Raw genomic sequence first — 17,467 nt, 5'->3', positions numbered from 1 at the left:
CACGTAAAGTCGACCCATGACTTCCACTGACAATGCGGGCACCGCGCCGAAGGCCCCCGCCAAGGATCCCCGGGACCTCCCCGACGTCTCCGGCCTCGTCGTCGGCGTCCTCGGCGGCACCGGCCCGCAGGGCAAGGGGCTCGCGTACCGGCTGGCCAGGGCCGGGCAGAAGGTGATCATCGGTTCCCGGGCGGCGGACCGTGCCGAGAAGGCGGCGGCGGAGCTCGGCCTGAGCATCGAGGGCGCCGACAACGCCGAGTGCGCGCGGCGCAGCGATGTCGTCATCGTGGCCGTGCCCTGGGAGGGGCACGGCGAGACGCTGGAGACGCTGCAGAAGGAGCTCGCGGGCAAGCTCGTCGTGGACTGTGTCAACCCGCTCGGCTTCGACAAGAAGGGCGCGTACGCGCTGAAGCCGGAGGAGGGCAGCGCCGCCGAGCAGGCCGCCGCCCTGCTGCCCGACTCGCGGGTGACCGCCGCGTTCCACCACCTGTCGGCCGTACTGCTCCAGGACCCGGCGGTCGAGGAGATCGACACCGATGTGATGGTGCTGGGCGAGTCCCGCGCGGACACCGACATCGTGCAGGCGCTGGCCGGCCGTATACCCGGCATGCGCGGCATTTTCGCGGGGCGGCTGCGCAACGCGCACCAGGTGGAGTCGCTGGTGGCGAACCTGATCTCGGTGAACCGCCGCTACAAGGCACACGCGGGTCTGCGCGTCACCGACGTCTAGCCGTGGCACCGGCGGCAGGGGCATGGGGGACACTGGACGGGACGTACAACACCCCGACAGGAGCCCACCCCATGCCCCGCCTCGCTCTCTACTCCCTCATCGTCTGCGCCCTCGCCGTCACGGCGGCCGTGGTCTCCTTCGTACAGGGCAGCTGGCTCGGGGTCGTCTGGGTGCTGCTCTCCGGGCTCTCCTCGAACATGGCCTGGTACTACCTGCGCAAGGCCCGCCTCACCGCGGAGAGCTGATCGAGAATTCCGGCCAGAACTGGTAGAGATCCAGCCCTGCCACCGAGTCGTACCTGGAGACGCCGAGCCCGTCCAGGATCGAGTACACCGCGTCGAAGAACACGCCGTTGACCTCGGGGATCCACAGCAGGGCGAAGATGGCGAGCAGCCCGAAGGGCGCGTACGGCTCCATCTGGCGGCGGATCTTGTACGAGAGCCAGGGCTCCAGCACGCCGTACCCGTCCAGGCCCGGGACCGGCAGGAAGTTCAGGATCGCCGCCGTGACCTGGAGCATCGCCAGGAAGGCGAGCGCGTAGCGGAAGGGCGTGGGAACGCCGTCCAGTGCGCCCAGCCAGAACGGCGCTGTGCAGACAATCGCGAACAGTACGTTCGTGAGCGGTCCCGCAGCCGATATCAGGCTGTGCTTCCAGCGGCCCCGGATCCGGTCGCGCTCGATGAAGACCGCGCCGCCGGGCAGGCCGATACCGCCCAGGATCAGGAAGACGACGGGCAGCACGACCGACAGCAGGGCGTGCGTGTACTTGAGCGGGTTGAGGGACAAGTAGCCCTTCGCGCCGATGGAGACGTCGCCGCTGTGCAGCGCGGTGCGGGCGTGCGCGTACTCGTGCAGACAGAGCGAGACGATCCACGCCGAGGTGACGAAGAGGAACGCGGCGAGGCCGGGGCTCGCAGCGAAGTCCGTCCACACCGCCCAGCCGGTCACCGCCATCACGGCGACGATCCCGAGGAAGACGGGGCTCACCCGCCGCTCGCTGTTGCGGGTGGTGGCGTAGGTCATGGGCGCGGCTCCAGGGGCTTGGCGGGGCGTGCGGATCGACCGTAGCGGCGATGCGGCGGCGACGTGCTGAATCGTGCTGAACCGTGGTGAATAACGTCCCGGGTATGGTCCCTGGTTCCTGCCAGGTCTCTGGCCCGAATCGCTGCCGGAAATAACACTGCGCGGTCTCGGGGCGGCACAAGTGACAATGGGCGGGTGCACTATCGGCTTCTCGGCACCACACAGGCTTTCCACAACGACGGCACGCCCGTCGCCCTCGGCGGCGCGCGCCTGCGCGCGGTGCTGGCCGCGCTGGCGCTGCGGCCCGGCCGTACGGTCCCGGTCGGTGTCCTGGTCGAGGAGGTCTGGGACGGCGACCCGCCGGCTGACGCGGCGGGCGCGGTGCAGGCGCTCATCGGGCGGCTGAGACGGGCGCTGGGGCACGCGGCGGTGGCCCGTGCGGAGGACGGCGGCTACCGGCTGCGCGCGGACGGCGACGACGTGGACCTGCACCGGTTCGACCGGCTGGCGAAGGAGGGCGCGCGGGCGCTGGGGGAGGGCGACGCGGAGAAGGCGGCGGCGCTGCTCGACGACGCGCTCGGGCTGTGGCAGGGACCGGTGCTTGCCGACCTGCCCGACCGTACGGCGCGTGCGGCCCGCTGGGAGGCCCGCCAGCTGGACGCCCGCCGCTCCCGCCTGTCGGCGGCGCTGGCCCTGGGCCGGGCCGAGGAGGCCCTGCCGGAGCTGGTCGCGCTGTGCGCGGAGCATCCGATGGACGAGCGCCTGCAGGCCCTGCGGATCCGGGCACTGCGGGACGCGGACCGCGCGGCGGAGGCGCTGACCGCGTACGAGGAGATACGCCACCGCCTGGCGGACACCTTGGGCACGACCCCCGGCCGCGAACTGCGGGCGCTGCACGGAGAGCTGCTGAACGGTTACGCCCCACCCGTCGGCGGCACGGTCCGTGCGGCGACCGAGGGCGCGGCCCGCGAGAGCACCCCGTACGCCACCGGATCCGCCCACAACGGCCGCACCCCGGCCACCGCGCCCGGTGGCCACGACCGCCCCCCTCCCCCCGGGAACCTCCGCGCTCGGCTCACCTCCTTCGTCGGGCGCGACGCCGATATCGACGCCATTCACGGCGACCTCCGCAGGGCCCGGCTCGTCACCCTGCTCGGGCCCGGCGGGGCCGGGAAGACCCGGCTCTCGCAGGAGGCCGCCGAGCGCGCCGTAGCCAAAGCTCACGACGCGAACGCGAACGCGAACGCGAACGGAAACGGAAACGGAAACGGAAACGCGGACGCGAACGGACACGGGAACGGGAACGCGCGGAGCCCGTGGCCCGACGGGGTCTGGCTGGCCGAGCTCGCGCCCGTGGACGACCCCGAGACCGTGCCCGAAGCTGTCCTCACCGCCCTCGGGGCGCGCGAGACCGTCCTGCGCGGCGCCCGCGCCGAAGAGATACGCGCCGTCGAAGGGCACGGTGACAACCCCCTCGTACGGCTGACCGAGCACTGCTCACGCCGCCGCATGCTGCTTCTCCTCGACAACTGCGAGCACGTCGTCGCAGCCGCCGCCACCCTCGCCGAGCAGCTGCTGGAGAACTGCCCGGGGCTCACCGTCCTCGCCACCAGCCGGGAACCGCTCGGCGTGCCGGGCGAGTTGGTGCGGCCCGTCGACCCCCTGCCCGACCCCATGGCGCTGCGGCTCCTCGCCGAGCGGGGCGCCGCCGCCAGGCCCGGGTTCCGTATCGACTCCGACCCGGCCACCGCCGCCGCCTGCGCCGAGATCTGCCGCCGCCTGGACGGCCTCCCACTCGCCATCGAACTCGCCGCCGCCCGGCTGCGGATGCTCACCCCGCGCCAGATCGCCGACCGCCTGGACGACCGCTTCCGGCTGCTGACCAGCGGCAGCCGTACCGTCCTGCCGCGCCAGCAGACCCTGCGCGCCGTCGTGGACTGGTCCTGGGACCTCCTCGACGACCCCGAACGTGCCGCCCTGCGCCGCCTGTCCGTCTTCGCCGGCGGCTGCGACCTCCCCGCCGCCGAAGACGTCTGCGGCGAGGACGCCCTCGACCTGCTCGGGTCGCTCATCGACAAGTCCCTTGTCGTCGCCGCCCCCACCCCCGACGGGCAGATGCGCTACCGCCTCCTGGAGACCGTCGCCGAGTACGCCGCCGAGCACCTCGACCAGGCCGGCGAACGCGCCGAGGCCGAACACCGCCACCTCGTCCACTACCGGGAGCTGGCCCGCACCACCGACCCCCTCCTGCGCGGTCCCTGGCAGCGCGCCGCCATCGAGCGGTTCCAGCGCGAGTACGAGAACCTCCGCATCGCTCTGCGCCGCGCCGTCGCCGCCCGCGACGAGCAGGAGGCGCTCCAACTCGTACTGTCCCTGTGCTGGTACTGGCAGATGCGGGATCTGCGGAGCGAGGCCCGGCACTGGGCCACCGCCGTCGGCGAACTCGGCCCCGATCCGTTCACACCGCCGGTCGAGCCCGCCCTGCCCGTCTTCGAGCGGTTCACGGACGCCCCGCCGCCCATGGAGCCGGAGCTGCTGAAGGAGGCCAGACGCAGCGCGGCCCTGATCCGGATGATCTTCATGGACTACGACGCGGACCGTTGGACCGAACCGGAAGGCATCGAGCGGCTGCGCAACATCAGCCGGACCTACCATCCCGGGCTGCCGCAGACCTGCCGCCCCCCGACCTCGTTCTGGTTCTTCGCCGTCGTGATGACCGGAGACGGCGAACAGTTCAAGGACATGCTGGACCGGACCGTCGACGCCTGCCGCGCGTTCGGATACGAGTGGGAGCTCGCCGCCGCCCTCCAGGGACGGGCCAATGTCTTCGCCAACCGCAGCGATTGGGCCGGTGACGCGGCCGGCGACGCCGATGAGGCGCTGGAGATCTTTCTCCGCCTCGGCGACGTCTGGGGTGTGGCCGAGGCCCTGTCCGCGCGCGGCGAGGCGCGCGAGCGGCTCGGCCAGTACGCGCTCGCCGCCGAGGACTTCACGGCCGCCATCGACTACGCCCAGCAGCTCGGCGCCCAGGCGCAGATAGCGATACTGCGCTCCCGACTCGGCGGCATCCTCCTGGAGACGGAGGAGGGCGAGCGCGGTGAGGCACTCCTGCGCGACGTGCTGGCCGTCAACGAGGGCGGGTACAACGAGTCCTCGGCCATCGCCCGGGTCCTCCTCGCCCTGTGGCTGGGCCACACCGGCCGCACTCAGGAGGCGCGCGCGGAGATCGAGCTGCTGAGGGTGCAGTTCAACTCCAACACCCTCGCCGTCTTCGAGGGCATGGTGACCGGTTTCCTCGCCTGGCTGGACCTGCTCGACGGCGCGTACGAAAGCGCGCTGACCAACGCGCGACTGGCGCTCGCCAAGGCGCAGGATCCGCTGACCAGGATGATCGCGCCGCAGATGCAGTCGGTGCACATGGTCACCGCCGCCGGGGCGCTGGCCCTGCGCAGGCCGGAGCGCGCACGAGACGCGGCCCGGCTGCTCGGTGCGGCCGACGCCCTGCTGCCGCCCGGCCATCACGGGGCTCAGCACGAGCGCGAGAACCGGGCCCGTTCACAGGCGGCCGTCCTCGCCGCGCTCGCAGAGGACGCCGACGATGCCGAAGGCGCAGTCGGCGCGTACGAGGTCGCGTACGCCGAAGGCGCCGGCCTCACCATGGAAGAGGCCGCCGCCCTCGTCTGACTTACCTCAGCCGGCCTCAGGTCTTCTTCCGGAACTTGGCGACCGCGAGCGGCATCGTGATCAGCGTGATGAGCGCCGCCCAGCCGAGCGTCATCCACACCGACTCGGCGACAGGACCGCCGTTGATGAGGTTCCGTGCGGCGTCGGCGAGGTTGGAGAGCGGGTTGATGTCCGTGAAGGTCTCCAGCCAGCCCGGCATTGTCGACGTCGGGGTGAAGATCGAGGAGCCGAACTGCAACGGCATCAGCACGAGCATGGCCACTCCTTGGACGGCCTGGGCCGTCTTCATGGTGAGACCGAGCAGGATGAAGATCCACATCAGCGAGGCGCCGAATACGGTCGAGAGACCGATCGCCGCGAAGAGTTCGAGGACGGAGGTCTTGATCTCCAGGCCGAGCAGGAAGCCCATGCCGAGCAGGATGGTCGTGGCGACCAGCATCCGGCCGATCTCCACGACTATCTTCGCTATGAGGACCGAGGAGCGGGCTATCGGCATGGACCGGAACCGGTCCATCACGCCCTTCTTGAAGTCGTCGTTCACACCGGTGCCGACGGCCATGGCGATGTTCATGCCCATCATCGCCATCAGGCCCGGGACCAGATAGTTGACGTAGACCTGCTGCTGGCCCTTGCCGGAGATCGCGCCGCCGAAGACGTACACGAACAGCAGCACAAAGATGATCGGCATCAGCAGGACGTCGAACATCGACTCCGGGTCCTGCTTGATCTGCAGGGCGTTACGGCGCACCAGCGCGCCGATGTGCCGGAGATTGGCCCGCAGGCCGATCCGGCCCTCACCGCCGCCGGACGGCCGTTTCTGAGGGGAGGGGGCGGGCGTGGATTCGGGCGCGGGCGCCTTCGAGTGCTGCACTGTCGCCGCGCTCATGCCGCGACCTCCTCAAGAACGGTGTCGGACGTGTTGGGTGTGCCGGTCGTGTCGGACTCGGACGACGGCGCGGTCTTCTCGCCGGTGATGGCCAGGAACACTTCGTCCAGGCTGGGCAGATGCGTGCCGATGTGCCCTATGCCGAAGCCCCGCGCGCCCAGCAGGCCGACCACAGCGGTCAGTTGCTCGTCGCTCAGGATCGGTACGTACAGCATTCCCTCGTCCGCCACGGCCTGCGCCCCCGCGAGGCCGTCGAGACCCGCTTCGGTGACCGCCGCCGCCATCGCGGTCAGCTGGGCCGGATCGCTGGGCCGTATCTGGAGGGTCCGGCCGCCGACCTTGGCCTTCAGCTCGTCCACCTTGCCGTTGGCGATGACCCGCCCCCGGTCGATGACCGTGAGCTCGTCGGCCAGCTGCTCGGCCTCCTCCATGTACTGGGTGGTGAGCAGGACGGTCACTCCTTCGCCGACCATCCGCTTCACCTCGGCCCAGACCTCGTTACGGGTACGGGGGTCGAGGCCCGTCGTCGGCTCGTCCAGATAGAGCACGGCCGGCTGCCCGATCATCGAGGCGGCCAGGTCGAGCCGTCGCCGCATACCGCCGGAGTACTGGAGGGCGGGCCGCTTGGCGGACTCGGTCAGCGAGAAGCGCTCCAGCATCTCGTCGGCGCGCAGCCGGGCGTCCTTGCGGGAGAGGTCGAGCAGCCGCCCGATCATGTAGAGGTTCTCCCAGCCGGAGAGCTTCTCGTCGACCGAGGCGTACTGGCCGGTGAGGCCGATGGTGCGGCGCAGCTGCCGGGGCTGCCGCAGCACGTCGTAGCCCGCGACGAAGGCGGAGCCGGCGTCCGGCTGGATGAGGGTGGAGAGAACTCGTACGAGAGTGGTCTTGCCGGCGCCGTTGGGGCCGAGGACACCCAGGACGGTGCCTTCGCGGACATCCAGGTCCACGCCGTCCAGAGCTTTGGTCTCGCCGTAGTGCTTGACCAGCCCCCGCACCTCGACGGCGTTGCCCTTGCCACCGTTGGGGTCTTTGTTGATTCGCGTCATGACGCTCATCGTGGCGCATGCCACTGACAATCCACCTACAGGCCGCCGACAGCCGGCCGAACAGCCCGCCGATGGGGGATGTCGGCGGGCTGTCGTTGGTGCCGGAATGGTCCGTGAGCGGTGTGCGGTGCAGTGGAAGGTCAGTGGAAGGTGTGCTCCTCCTGCGGGAACGATCCTGCAGTGACGTCCTCGGCGAACGCCTTCGCCGCGTCCCCGAGCGTCTGCCGCAGATTCGCGTACTGCTTGGTGAAGCGCGGCACCTTCCCGCCCGTCAGTCCGGCCATGTCCGTCCAGACGAGCACCTGCGCGTCCGTGTCCGGCCCCGCGCCGATGCCGATGGTCGGGATGTGCAGGCTGCGCGTGATCTCGGCGGCGATCTCGGCCGGTACGAGCTCCAGCACCACCGCGAACGCGCCCGCCTCCTGCGCCGCCTTGGCGTCCCGGACCAGCCGGTGCGCGGCCTCGTCGCCACGGCCCTGCACCCGGTACCCCATGGTGTTGACGGACTGCGGGGTCAGCCCGAGGTGCGACATGACCGGGATGCCCGCCTGGACCAGTAGCTCGGTCTGGCCGAGCGAGCGCTCGCCGCCCTCGAGCTTGACCGCACCCACGCCCGCGTCCTTGACCAGCCGGGTGGCGCTGCGCAGTGCCTGGACGGGGCCCTCCTGGTACGAGCCGAAGGGGAGGTCGCCGACGATCAGGGCGCGCTTGGTGCCCCGTACGACGGCGGCGGACAGCAGCGTCATCTCGTCCATCGTGACCGGCACGGTGGTCTCGTAACCGAGGTGAACGTTGCCCATGGAGTCGCCGACGAGCATGACCGGGATGCCGGCCTCGTCGAAGACGGACGCGGTCATCGCGTCGTAGGCGGTGAGCATGGGCCACTTCTCGCCCCGCTCTTTGGCGGCGGCGATGTCGTGGACGGTGATACGGCGAGTGCCCTTGCCGCCGTACAGCGCCTTGCTGCTGTCGGCGGGCGTGGCGGGCGTGGTGGGTGTGGCGGCAGCCTGAAGCGTCATGGCTGAACGGCTCCTTCGTCATCTCGAGGCACCCTTACGGCGTCCCCGGACCGTCTCCATGGTGGCACCTCGTGCCGCCCCTGGGGAAGAGGTGGCCGTCCGTTCGGTAAAGACTTCCTATACGAGACGGTTTCGTATCGGAACGGAGTACCCTGGGCTGCCATGCCGACTCCGTCCGACGCAGCTGCCGCACCTGACGTACCCGACGTATCCCGTGTACCCGAGGCAGTCCACCGACGCAGGTGGTCGATCCTCGGAGTCCTGATGTTCAGCCTGATCATCATCGTGCTGGACAACTCGATTCTGAACATCGCGGTCAAGACGATCGCCGGCCCGCCGCCCACCGGCATCGGCGCCACCCAGAGCGAGCTGGAGTGGGCGATCAACGCCTACACGCTCGTCTTCGCCGGGCTGCTGTTCACCGCGGGCCTCCTCGGCGACCGCACCGGCCGCAAGAAGGCGCTGCTCTTCGGGGTCGCCGTCTTCGGCGTCGGCTCGGCGCTGGCCGCGTTCTCCGGCTCGCCCACCGAACTCATCGCCTACCGCGCGGTGATGGGCTTCGGCGCGGCCTTTGTGATGCCCGCCACCCTCGCCGTACTGATGAACGTCTTCGAACGCGAGGAGCAGCCCAAGGCCATAGGGATCTGGGCGGGCGGTGTCGGCGTCGGCATCGCCATCGGCCCGATCACCGGCGGGGTGCTGCTGGAGCACTTCTGGTGGGGCTCGATCTTCCTGATAAACGTTCCGGTCGTGGTCATCGCGCTGATCGCGATGACACTGCTGGTTCCCGACTCCAAGGACCCGGAGCCCGGCCGTATCGACCCTCTGGGTGTGGCCCTGTCCATCGTCGGTCTCGTCCTGCTCGTGTACGGAATCATCCGCGGTGGTGAGCTCGCCGACTTCGGCACGGCCTCCGTGCTGCTTCCGCTGCTCGGCGGTCTCGCCGTACTCGCCGGTTTCGTTCTGCACGAGCGGCGCAGCGACCACCCCGCCATCGACATCGCGTACTTCAAGAAGCCCGCCTTCGCCGCGGCCGTCGCCGCGATCGCGCTGGTCTTCTTCGCACTGATGGGCGTGACGTTCTTCTCCGCGTTCTACCTCCAGAGCGTACGGGGCCAGAGCCCGCTGGAGGCCGGGCTGCTTCTCCTGCCGCTGGCCGTGGCGCAGATGATCTTCGCGCCGCGCGCCCGGCTGGTCGTGGACCGGTTCGGCGCCCGCGCGGTCTGCACGATCGGCATGCTCATGGTCGCTGCCGGGCTCTCCGCCTTCACTGTCTTCGACGCCGCCACACCCCTCTGGGTGCTGGAAGTGGTCTTCTTCGTCCAGGGCGCGGGCATGGCGCACATCATGCCGCCGGTGACCGTGACGGTCATGCAGACGCTGCCCCGCGAGAAGGCCGGTTCAGGGTCCGCGGTCAACAACACCTTCCGTCAGGTCGGCGGGGCACTGGGTGTCGCCGTACTCGGCTCGCTGCTCTCCACGCGGTACCGGAGCGAGATCGAGGGCCATCTGTCGGTGCTCCCGCGCGGCGAACGGCACGAGGCGGGGGAGTCGATCGAGGCCACCCTCGGGATCGCGGAGAGGCACGGCGGCGCGGCCGGCAAGGCCCTGATCGGTCCCGCGAACGACGCGTTCCTCAGCGCCATGCATCTGACGGCGCTGGGCGCGGCGGGCATCGCCCTGATCGGGGCGGTGGTGGTGGCGCTGTTCCTGCCGGGCCGGGTGAAGGGGGACGAAGAGGGAGAAGCCGCCGGCGAATCGGACCGGGTGCCGACCGGCACCGGCACCGGCGCCGACCAGACCGACCGGACGACGTGACGACATGACGACATGACGACCGGACCTGACGTACCGTACGTCCGCGATGGCGACAGACAGGGCGAGTGACGGGGCGAGTGACAGAGTGGACGTGCCCGTGGGGGAGCAGCGAGGCGTGGCCGCGGCAGTCGCCGGGCGACGCGGACGGCCGCGCAGTGAGAGTGCCGAGCGTTCGATTGTCGACGCCGTCGTGCACCTCCTCGAAGAGGGCGTGCCGTTCTCCGGGCTCTCCATCGAGCGCATCGCGCGCACCGCGGGCGTCGGCAAGGCCACCATCTACCGCCGCTGGGCGGGCAAGGAGGCCCTCTTCGTCGACGTCGTACGCTCAATCGAGCCCGACGACCCGCCACTGCCCGGCACCTCGGTACGCGACGACCTGGTCGCGCTGGTCGAGACGCTGCGGCGGCGCGGCCTCGCCAAGCGCTCCTCCGCCCTGCTGCACAACGTCTTCGCGCAGATGCGGAGCCATCCCAAGCTGTGGGACATGTATCACGTCACCTCCGTCCAGCCACGGCGCGAGCAGATGGAGGCAGTGCTGCGACGGGGGATCGCGACCGGCGAGATCCGGCCGGATCTCGACGTCGAGCTGCTGAGCGATCTGTTCTCCGGGCCGATGCTCGTACGGACTGTGCTGCGGCCGGAGGGCACGCCGGAGGCGGGCAGCTCGGAACGGATCGTCGACGCGGTACTGCGGGGCGTCGGCACAGGCGCAGGCGCAGGCACAGGTACAGGCACGGGCACGGGCCGAGGTACGGGCACGGGCACGGGCCGAGGTACGGGTACGGGCGAGGGCGTTGCCCCGGACGGGGGCACGGACGCGGGCGTGCCGCACTGAAGTTGCCCGCCCGGCAGCCCGCCGGCCCGGCGTATGCGTCGTTTCTCACACCGCCACCGCCTGGCCCGATGTCAGGAACCGCGAGCGGCCGCCTGCCGTCCCTGTCGGCACCGACTGAGTGCGGCTGTCCGGCCGCGGCGGAAAAGCGCCCGTCATCCCCTAGGGTCGACGTCGAAGGCGAGGACGGCGCGACGGCCGGGCAGTGGCAAGGCAGTGGCACGGCAGCGGCAAGACAGCGGCTAGGCAGTGAGGAACAGCTCCATGGCGCAGGCGGAAATGACGGAACCCGCGACCGGCGACACGGGAGACCGGCGGCCCCCCGGATCCCGGCTCCGGAGCGTGCTCGACCGCTGGCGCGGCGACCCCGGCATCTGGCGGCGCGGCATCGTCCTCGCCGCGTTCGCCCTGCTGGTCGCCCTGTTGATGATTCTGCACGCGCAGATCCCGAACCGGGTCGGCAACCTGGGCAGCCTCACCGAGACCTTCCTGCCCTGGCTGGGCCTGTTCATCCCGCTGATCCTCGCTGCCGCGCTGCTGCGGCGCTCGGCCACCGCGCTGATCACCCTGCTGCTGCCGACCGTGGTCTGGCTGAATCTTTTCGGTGGGCTGCTCATCGAAAAGTCCGGCGGCGGCGGCGATTTGACCGTTGCCACGCACAATGTCAACGCAAAGAACCCCGACCCGGCGGGCACGGCGACAGAGGTCGCCGCCTCGGGCGCGGACGTGCTGGCGCTCCAGGAACTGCCCGCCGGCCAGGTGGAGTCGTACGAGCAGGCCCTTGCCGGGACGTACAAGTACCACGCCATACAGGGCACTGTCGGGCTGTGGTCCAAGTACCCGATGAGCGGCACCAAGGCCGTGGACATCAAGCTGGGCTGGGACCGCGCCATGCGCTCGACGGTGGCGACGCCCCGGGGCGCGATCGCGGTGTTCGTGGCCCATATGCCGTCCGTACGCGTGAAGGTCAACGCGGGCTTCACCGCCAACCAGCGCGACAAGAGCGCGGACGCGCTGGGCGAGGCGATCAGCGATGAGGCCCTGGACAAGGTCGTGCTGCTCGGCGACCTCAACGGCACCATGAACGACCGCTCGCTGAACGCTGTCACGGCCCAGATGCGTTCCACTCAGGGCGCGGTGGGCGACGGCTTCGGCTTCAGCTGGCCGGCGTCGTTCCCGATGGCCCGCATCGACCAGATCATGGTGCGGGGCATCGAGCCGGTGGCGTCATGGACGCTGCCCCGGACGGACAGTGATCACCTCCCGATCGCGGCGCGCGTCAAGTTCTGATCGTCAAGTTCTGATCGTCCAGCTGTGACTGTCGAGGTGTGACTGTCGAGGTGTGACGGAGAACGCAGTACGGGGAACCCCGCCGCAACGCCCTGTTCATCTGAAGGGCCGATCCGTGTGAGAGCCTTTGTTCCGTAGCTAAACTAATCCCAGAAGCTCGGAAGGCCCTTCCCATGCCCTTGGCGCTGTTCGCGCTCGCCGTGTCCGCCTTCGGTATCGGCACCACCGAGTTCGTGATGATGGGCCTGCTGCCCAATGTCGCCGACGACCTCGGCACCTCCGTCCCCACGGCCGGTTACCTCGTCTCCGCGTACGCGATCGGCGTCGTCATCGGCGCCCCGCTGCTCACCGCGCTCGGCTCCCGCATCCCGCGCAAGCGGATGCTCCTGCTGCTGATGGCGCTCTTCGTCGTCGGCAACCTCGCCTCCGCCCTCGCGCCCGGCTTCGGCTGGCTGATCGCGGGCCGGGTGCTCGCGGGACTGCCGCACGGCGCGTTCTTCGGCGTCGGCGCGGTCGTCGCGGCGCGGCTGGTCGCCGACGGCCGCCAGGCGCGGGCCGTGGCAACGATGTTCCTCGGCCTCACCGTCGCCAATATCGTCGGCGTCCCCGCGGCCACCCTGCTCGGCCAGCACCTCGGCTGGCGCGCCACCTTCCTGGTCGTCACCGTGATCGGCCTGGTCGCGATGGCCGCGCTCGCCCGGCTTATTCCGTACGTACCCGTCGACGCGCACCAGAGCCTGGGCCGCGAGGTGCGCGCGCTGGGCAATCGGCAGGTGCTGCTCGGTCTGCTGACCGCGGTCTTCGGCTTCGCCGGGGTCTTCGCGGTGTACTCCTACCTCGCCTCCATGACGACCGAGGCGATGGGCTTCGGCGAGTCCTCGGTGACGCTGGTCCTCGCGCTCTTCGGCATCGGCATGACCCTGGGCGCGCTGATCGCGGGCCCGCTGACGGACCGGGCGCTGCGCCCCACGCTGTACGGCTCGCTGGCTGTCCTCACGCTGGTGCTGGCCGTGTTCCCGTTCACCGTGCACAACCAGGCGGCGGCGCTCGTCGCGGTGGTGGTGCTGGGCGCGGTCGGCTTCACGACCACCACCCCGCTCCAGATGCTGGTCATGAACCATGCCCACGACGCACCCACGCTGGCCTCCGCCTCCAACCACGCGGCCTTCAACCTCGCCAACGCGGGCGGCGCGTGGCTCGGCGGCGTGGCCATCGCGGCGGGCTGGGGCTGGACTTCACCGGCACTGGTCGGCGCGGTGCTGACGGTCGTGGGCCTGGCGATCGCGGTGACGGCGGGCGTGCTGGACCGTACGCCGTCCGACCGTACGCCGAAGGGGGCCTCCCGCATCGTCGCCACCGGAAGCCCCCGTACTCACACCGAAGAGGAACTCAGCCTGTCGTCGTCTCCCGCCAGCGGTTCGTGATCGGCAGCCGCCGGTCCTTGCCGAAGCCCTTCGCGGAGATCTTGGTGCCCGGCGGGTACTGGCGCCGCTTGTACTCCGCCGTGTCCACCATGCGCAGCGTCTTCGCCACCAGCTCCTCGTCGAAGCCCGCCGCCACGATCGCGTCCTTGCCCTGGTCCCGGTCGACGTACAGCTCCAGGAGCCGGTCCAGTACGCCGTAGTCCGGCAGCGAGTCGGTGTCGACCTGACCGGGGCGCAGCTCCGCGCTCGGCGGCTTGGAGATGGAAGCCTCGGGGATCGGCGGGGTGTGCCCGCGCTCCTGGGCCGCGCGGTTGCGCCACTGCGCGAGCCGGAAGACGGTCGTCTTGTAGACGTCCTTGATGGGCCCGTACGCGCCGACGGAGTCGCCGTACAGCGTCGAGTACCCCACCGCCAGCTCGGACTTGTTGCCCGGGGCGAGGACGATGTGGCCCTCCTGGTTGGAGATGGCCATCAGCATCGTGCCGCGCAGCCGCGACTGGAGGTTCTCCTCGGCGAGACCGGTCAGGCCGAGCGCGCCCATGTACGCGTCGAACATCGGCGCGATCGGTACGGTGCGGAAGTTGAGCCCGGTACGGCGGGCCAGCTCGGCCGCGTCGTCCTCGGAGTGGCTGGACGAGTACTTCGACGGCATCGAGACGCCGTACACGTTCTGCGCGCCCACCGCGTCGCAGGCGAGCGCGGCCACGAGTGCCGAGTCGATGCCGCCCGAGAGCCCGATCAGGACACTGCGGAAGCCGTTCTTGGCGGCGTACGCGCGCAGTCCCACGACGAGCGCGGAGTAGACCTCCTCGTCGTCGTCCAGGCGGTCGGCGTAGCCTCCGCCCAGCTCGGCGTCGTACGCGGGCAGCGGCTCCTGGGACAGGACGACGTGCTCGATGCGCAGCCCGTCGTCCACGATGCCCGAGGGGACCTCCCCGGCGGCGGGCAGCTCCAGATCCAGTACGACGCTGCCCTCGGCGAACTGCGGGGCGCGCGCGACGACTTCGCCGTCGGGGCCGACGACGATCGAGTCGCCGTCGAAGACCAGCTCGTCCTGTCCGCCGATCATGGCCAGGTAGGCGGTGGTGCACCCGGCCTCCTGGGCGCGCTTGCGCACGAGCTCCAGGCGGGTGTCGTCCTTGTTCTGCTCGTACGGCGAGGCGTTGATGGAGATCAGCAGCCCGGCCCCGGCGGACCTGGTGGCGGGGACCCGGCCACCGTCCTGCCAGAGGTCCTCGCAGATCGCGAGCGCGACGTCGACGCCGTGTACGCGGATGACGGGCATGGTGTCGCCCGGCACGAAGTAGCGGAACTCGTCGAAGACGCCGTAGTTGGGCAGGTGATGCTTGGCGAAGGTGAGCGCCACCTCACCGCCGTACAGCACGGCGGCGGCGTTCTGCGGGGCCCCCGGGGGCTGCCCGTAGCGGGGCTGGACGCGCTCGGAACGGTCGAGGTACCCGACGATGACGGGCAGCTGTCCGAACCCTTCGCGGTCCAGACGCACGGCCAGGGCACGCAGCGCGGCCCGGGACGCGTCCACGAAGGACGGCCGCAGGGCCAGGTCCTCGACGGGATAGCCGGTCAGCACCATCTCGGGGAAGGCGACAAGATGCGCCCCCTGCTCGGCGGAGTGCCGGGTCCAGTGCATGATCGCCTCGGCGTTGCCGGCGAGATCGCCGACGGTCGAGTCGATCTGATTCAGGGCGAGGCGTAGTTGAGGCACGCGGCCAGTGTAATCGTCTTTCTGACACGATGCCCTATGGGGCGTACCACGGGGCTGTCGGCTTCGGGGCGCTTCGCCGACGGTCCACTCGGCCGAGTGGCTGGTGGGCCGCACCATCGGTGCGGCCCACCAGGTGACCTGATGGCCCTCAGTCCGTACGGGCCTCCGCGCCCCGCTTGCGCAGCAGGTCGACCATCAGGTCCACCTCCGAGCGCTGGGCGTCCACCATCCCCTGGGCCAGCTTCCGCTCCGTATCCACGGTGCAGAGCTTCGCGCAGCCCTCGGCCATCGTGATCCCGCCGTTGTGGTGGGTGATCATCAGCTGGAGATACTCGATCTCGGCCTGCTTGCCGCCGGCCTTGCCGAGCCGGGCCAGGTCCGCCCTGCTCGCCATGCCCGGCATCAGCACACCGTCCTCGGCCGGAGCGGGCTGTCCCACCTGGTCCGCGCCGCCGTGCCCAGCGTGCTCACCACCACCGCTACCGCTCATCCACGCCATCGGCTCACTGCCCGCGGAGAGCTTCGGCAGCCCCCACAGATCCAGCCAGCCCAGCATCATCCCGCGCTGATTGGCCTGGGTGTTGGCGACGTCGTACGCGAGCCGCCGGATCTCCTCGTCCTCCGTACGGTCCCGGACGATGAACGACATCTCCACCGCCTGCTGGTGGTGCACCGACATATCGCGGGCGAACCCCGCGTCCGCCGAACTCGCCGTAGGCGTATCCGACGTGCCGTCACCGCCGCCACCGTCACCGACTGCCGACGCCACCGTCGCCGCCCCCGCGAAGAGCACCGCGAGCACGACCGCCGTGACCGCCGCCCACTGCGTACGGTTCATGCCGATCACGAAGCGCCCAGACCGCCGGTGCACGCCGCGCCCGGCTCAGGCGTCTGCGAGCCCTGCACGTACTTCGTGAAGAACTGGTCCACCCGCGGGTCATCAGCGCTGTCGACCGTGACCTGCCTGCCCCAGGCGGTCAGCATGATCGCCCCGGCCTGGTCCTTGTACGGGCTCATGAGCGAGTACGGGGTGTCTTTCACCTTCGCGCTCAGTTTGGTCACATCGGCGGCGGGCGCCTTGTCGGTGTACGTCACCCAGACCGCGCCGTGCTCCAGCGAGTGCACGGCGTTCATGTCGGCGATCGCTTCCTTGTAGACGTCGCCGTTGCAGTTCATCCACACCTGATCGTGGTCCCCGCCGACCGGCGGCTTCATCGGGTAGGCGACGGCCTTGGTGACATGCTTGTTGGTGAGCTTCTTCACGTCCCAGGACTTCTCGCCGGTGACCGGAGCCTTCGCCTGGGCGACCTTCTTGTCCTTTTCCTCCGACTCCTTGTTGAGGACGACGGCACCGAAGCCGACGAGACCGGCGACGACGACAGCGCTGATGCTGATCGTGATGATGCGATTGCGGCGCTCGCGTGCCCGGTCGGCGCGGCGCATCTCCTCTATTCGGGCCTTGCGGTCGTTGTCGCGGGAAGCATTGCGGGAAGCCATGGTCGTTGTCGTCCTTCGTGAAGTCTGCAAGCGATCAAAGGGTGGGGGAGCGAGGGCCTGCTGTCTACGCTAAGTCCGCAGCACTTGAAGGACGTGAAGGTCCGGGGCGCGCGGCAGCGCCCCGGAACGGGGCAGCCGGCCGGTGGCGGCCGGCGGGTCGAAGTGCGGGGGCTGCGCGCCGGACGGGAGCGGGGCGTCGGGCGGTGGGGCGGTCAGCACGGCTGGTGCGACCAGCGGGAGCAGGCCGCAGCCGCGCTTGTCGTACGGACAGGTGTACGTGTACGTGTACGAGGTTGCGGTTGCGGCGGTAACCGCCGTCTGTACGACGTCCGGAGGCGAGGCGGTGTGGGTGCTCTGGTGCGGGGCAGCCGGGCTCAGACAGATCAGGAGCGCGCCGAGGAGCGTCGCCGCGGCACTCACGAGTGCCATGGGACGCGCGGTGCGCGTGATGTGGTTGAGCCGTGAACCCCCCATGGCCGCAGAATAGTGGGCCGG

General features: G+C 70.3%; 14 protein-coding genes and 1 pseudogene. 7 read left to right on the top strand and 8 right to left on the bottom strand.

Features of this window, described 5'->3' with window-relative positions; translation table 11 throughout:
* The first annotated feature begins 16 nt into the window (after nt 1-16).
* Together npdG and ACIHCQ_RS28245 are read left to right on the top strand one after the other, a co-directional pair.
* On the top strand, nt 17-730 hold the full coding sequence (npdG, locus tag ACIHCQ_RS28250) for an NADPH-dependent F420 reductase (protein WP_399668079.1): 714 nt from the start codon (nt 17-19) through the stop codon (nt 728-730).
* Between the two features lie 71 nt (nt 731-801).
* The gene (locus ACIHCQ_RS28245) at nt 802-975 is read left to right on the top strand and encodes a hypothetical protein (RefSeq protein WP_399668075.1); all 174 of its coding nucleotides are present in this window, start codon (nt 802-804) and stop codon (nt 973-975) included.
* Here the strand turns inward: ACIHCQ_RS28245 and ACIHCQ_RS28240 are convergent.
* On the bottom strand, nt 959-1,753 hold the full coding sequence (locus tag ACIHCQ_RS28240) for a site-2 protease family protein (RefSeq protein WP_399668072.1): 795 nt from the start codon (nt 1,751-1,753) through the stop codon (nt 959-961). The two genes, ACIHCQ_RS28245 and ACIHCQ_RS28240, sit on opposite strands and share 17 nt — an antisense overlap.
* Nucleotides 1,754-1,948: 195 nt before the next feature.
* Here ACIHCQ_RS28240 and ACIHCQ_RS28235 point away from each other — a divergent pair, with 195 nt between their 5' ends.
* On the top strand, nt 1,949-5,437 hold the full coding sequence (locus ACIHCQ_RS28235; RefSeq protein WP_399668069.1) for an AfsR/SARP family transcriptional regulator: 3,489 nt from the start codon (nt 1,949-1,951) through the stop codon (nt 5,435-5,437).
* A 16-nt stretch (nt 5,438-5,453) separates the two neighbouring features.
* Here the strand turns inward: ACIHCQ_RS28235 and ACIHCQ_RS28230 are convergent, their stop codons facing one another.
* From ACIHCQ_RS28230 to panB, 3 genes are all read right to left on the bottom strand, one after another.
* Nucleotides 5,454-6,323, bottom strand: a complete 870-nt coding sequence (locus ACIHCQ_RS28230; RefSeq protein ID WP_399668066.1) for an ABC transporter permease — start codon at nt 6,321-6,323, stop codon at nt 5,454-5,456.
* Complete coding sequence (locus ACIHCQ_RS28225) at nt 6,320-7,378, bottom strand: ATP-binding cassette domain-containing protein (RefSeq protein ID WP_399668063.1); 1,059 nt, start codon at nt 7,376-7,378, stop codon at nt 6,320-6,322. The genes ACIHCQ_RS28230 and ACIHCQ_RS28225 overlap by 4 nt, the downstream gene beginning before the upstream one ends.
* 131 nt (nt 7,379-7,509) lie before the next feature.
* On the bottom strand, nt 7,510-8,388 hold the full coding sequence (panB, locus tag ACIHCQ_RS28220; RefSeq protein ID WP_399668061.1) for a 3-methyl-2-oxobutanoate hydroxymethyltransferase: 879 nt from the start codon (nt 8,386-8,388) through the stop codon (nt 7,510-7,512).
* A 162-nt stretch (nt 8,389-8,550) separates the two neighbouring features.
* Here panB and ACIHCQ_RS28215 point away from each other — a divergent pair, with 162 nt between their 5' ends.
* From ACIHCQ_RS28215 to ACIHCQ_RS28200, 4 genes and pseudogenes are all read left to right on the top strand, one after another.
* Nucleotides 8,551-10,206, top strand: coding sequence for an MFS transporter (locus ACIHCQ_RS28215; protein ID WP_399668058.1), 1,656 nt, complete (start codon nt 8,551-8,553; stop codon nt 10,204-10,206).
* A 46-nt stretch (nt 10,207-10,252) separates the two neighbouring features.
* Nucleotides 10,253-10,906, top strand: a pseudogene (locus tag ACIHCQ_RS28210) (TetR/AcrR family transcriptional regulator); the annotation flags it as partial.
* A gap of 474 nt (nt 10,907-11,380) precedes the next feature.
* On the top strand, nt 11,381-12,328 hold the full coding sequence (locus ACIHCQ_RS28205; RefSeq protein WP_399668275.1) for an endonuclease/exonuclease/phosphatase family protein: 948 nt from the start codon (nt 11,381-11,383) through the stop codon (nt 12,326-12,328).
* A gap of 173 nt (nt 12,329-12,501) precedes the next feature.
* Nucleotides 12,502-13,752: an MFS transporter gene (locus tag ACIHCQ_RS28200; protein ID WP_399668054.1), complete on the top strand. Its 1,251-nt coding sequence runs from the start codon at nt 12,502-12,504 to the stop codon at nt 13,750-13,752.
* Here ACIHCQ_RS28200 and ACIHCQ_RS28195 read toward each other — a convergent pair.
* From ACIHCQ_RS28195 to ACIHCQ_RS28180, 4 genes are all read right to left on the bottom strand, one after another.
* A complete protein-coding gene (locus ACIHCQ_RS28195) occupies nt 13,718-15,475 on the bottom strand; it encodes an NAD+ synthase (RefSeq protein WP_399668051.1) in 1,758 nt (585 codons plus the stop codon). The two genes, ACIHCQ_RS28200 and ACIHCQ_RS28195, sit on opposite strands and share 35 nt — an antisense overlap.
* 148 nt (nt 15,476-15,623) lie before the next feature.
* Nucleotides 15,624-16,313: a DUF305 domain-containing protein gene (locus ACIHCQ_RS28190; protein ID WP_399668049.1), complete on the bottom strand. Its 690-nt coding sequence runs from the start codon at nt 16,311-16,313 to the stop codon at nt 15,624-15,626.
* Between the two features lie 5 nt (nt 16,314-16,318).
* Entirely contained in the window at nt 16,319-16,972 is a 654-nt protein-coding gene (locus ACIHCQ_RS28185) for a DUF3105 domain-containing protein (protein ID WP_399668046.1), read from the bottom strand.
* A 69-nt stretch (nt 16,973-17,041) separates the two neighbouring features.
* Nucleotides 17,042-17,401 (bottom strand): hypothetical protein, encoded by a 360-nt coding sequence (locus ACIHCQ_RS28180; RefSeq protein WP_399668043.1) that lies wholly within the window; start codon nt 17,399-17,401, stop codon nt 17,042-17,044.
* Between the last annotated feature and the right edge of the window lie 66 nt (nt 17,402-17,467).

The sequence above is a fragment of the Streptomyces sp. NPDC052236 genome (assembly GCF_044548015.1).
GTDB lineage: Bacteria > Actinomycetota > Actinomycetes > Streptomycetales > Streptomycetaceae > Streptomyces.
This window is presented reverse-complemented; position numbering and strand designations above follow the sequence as displayed.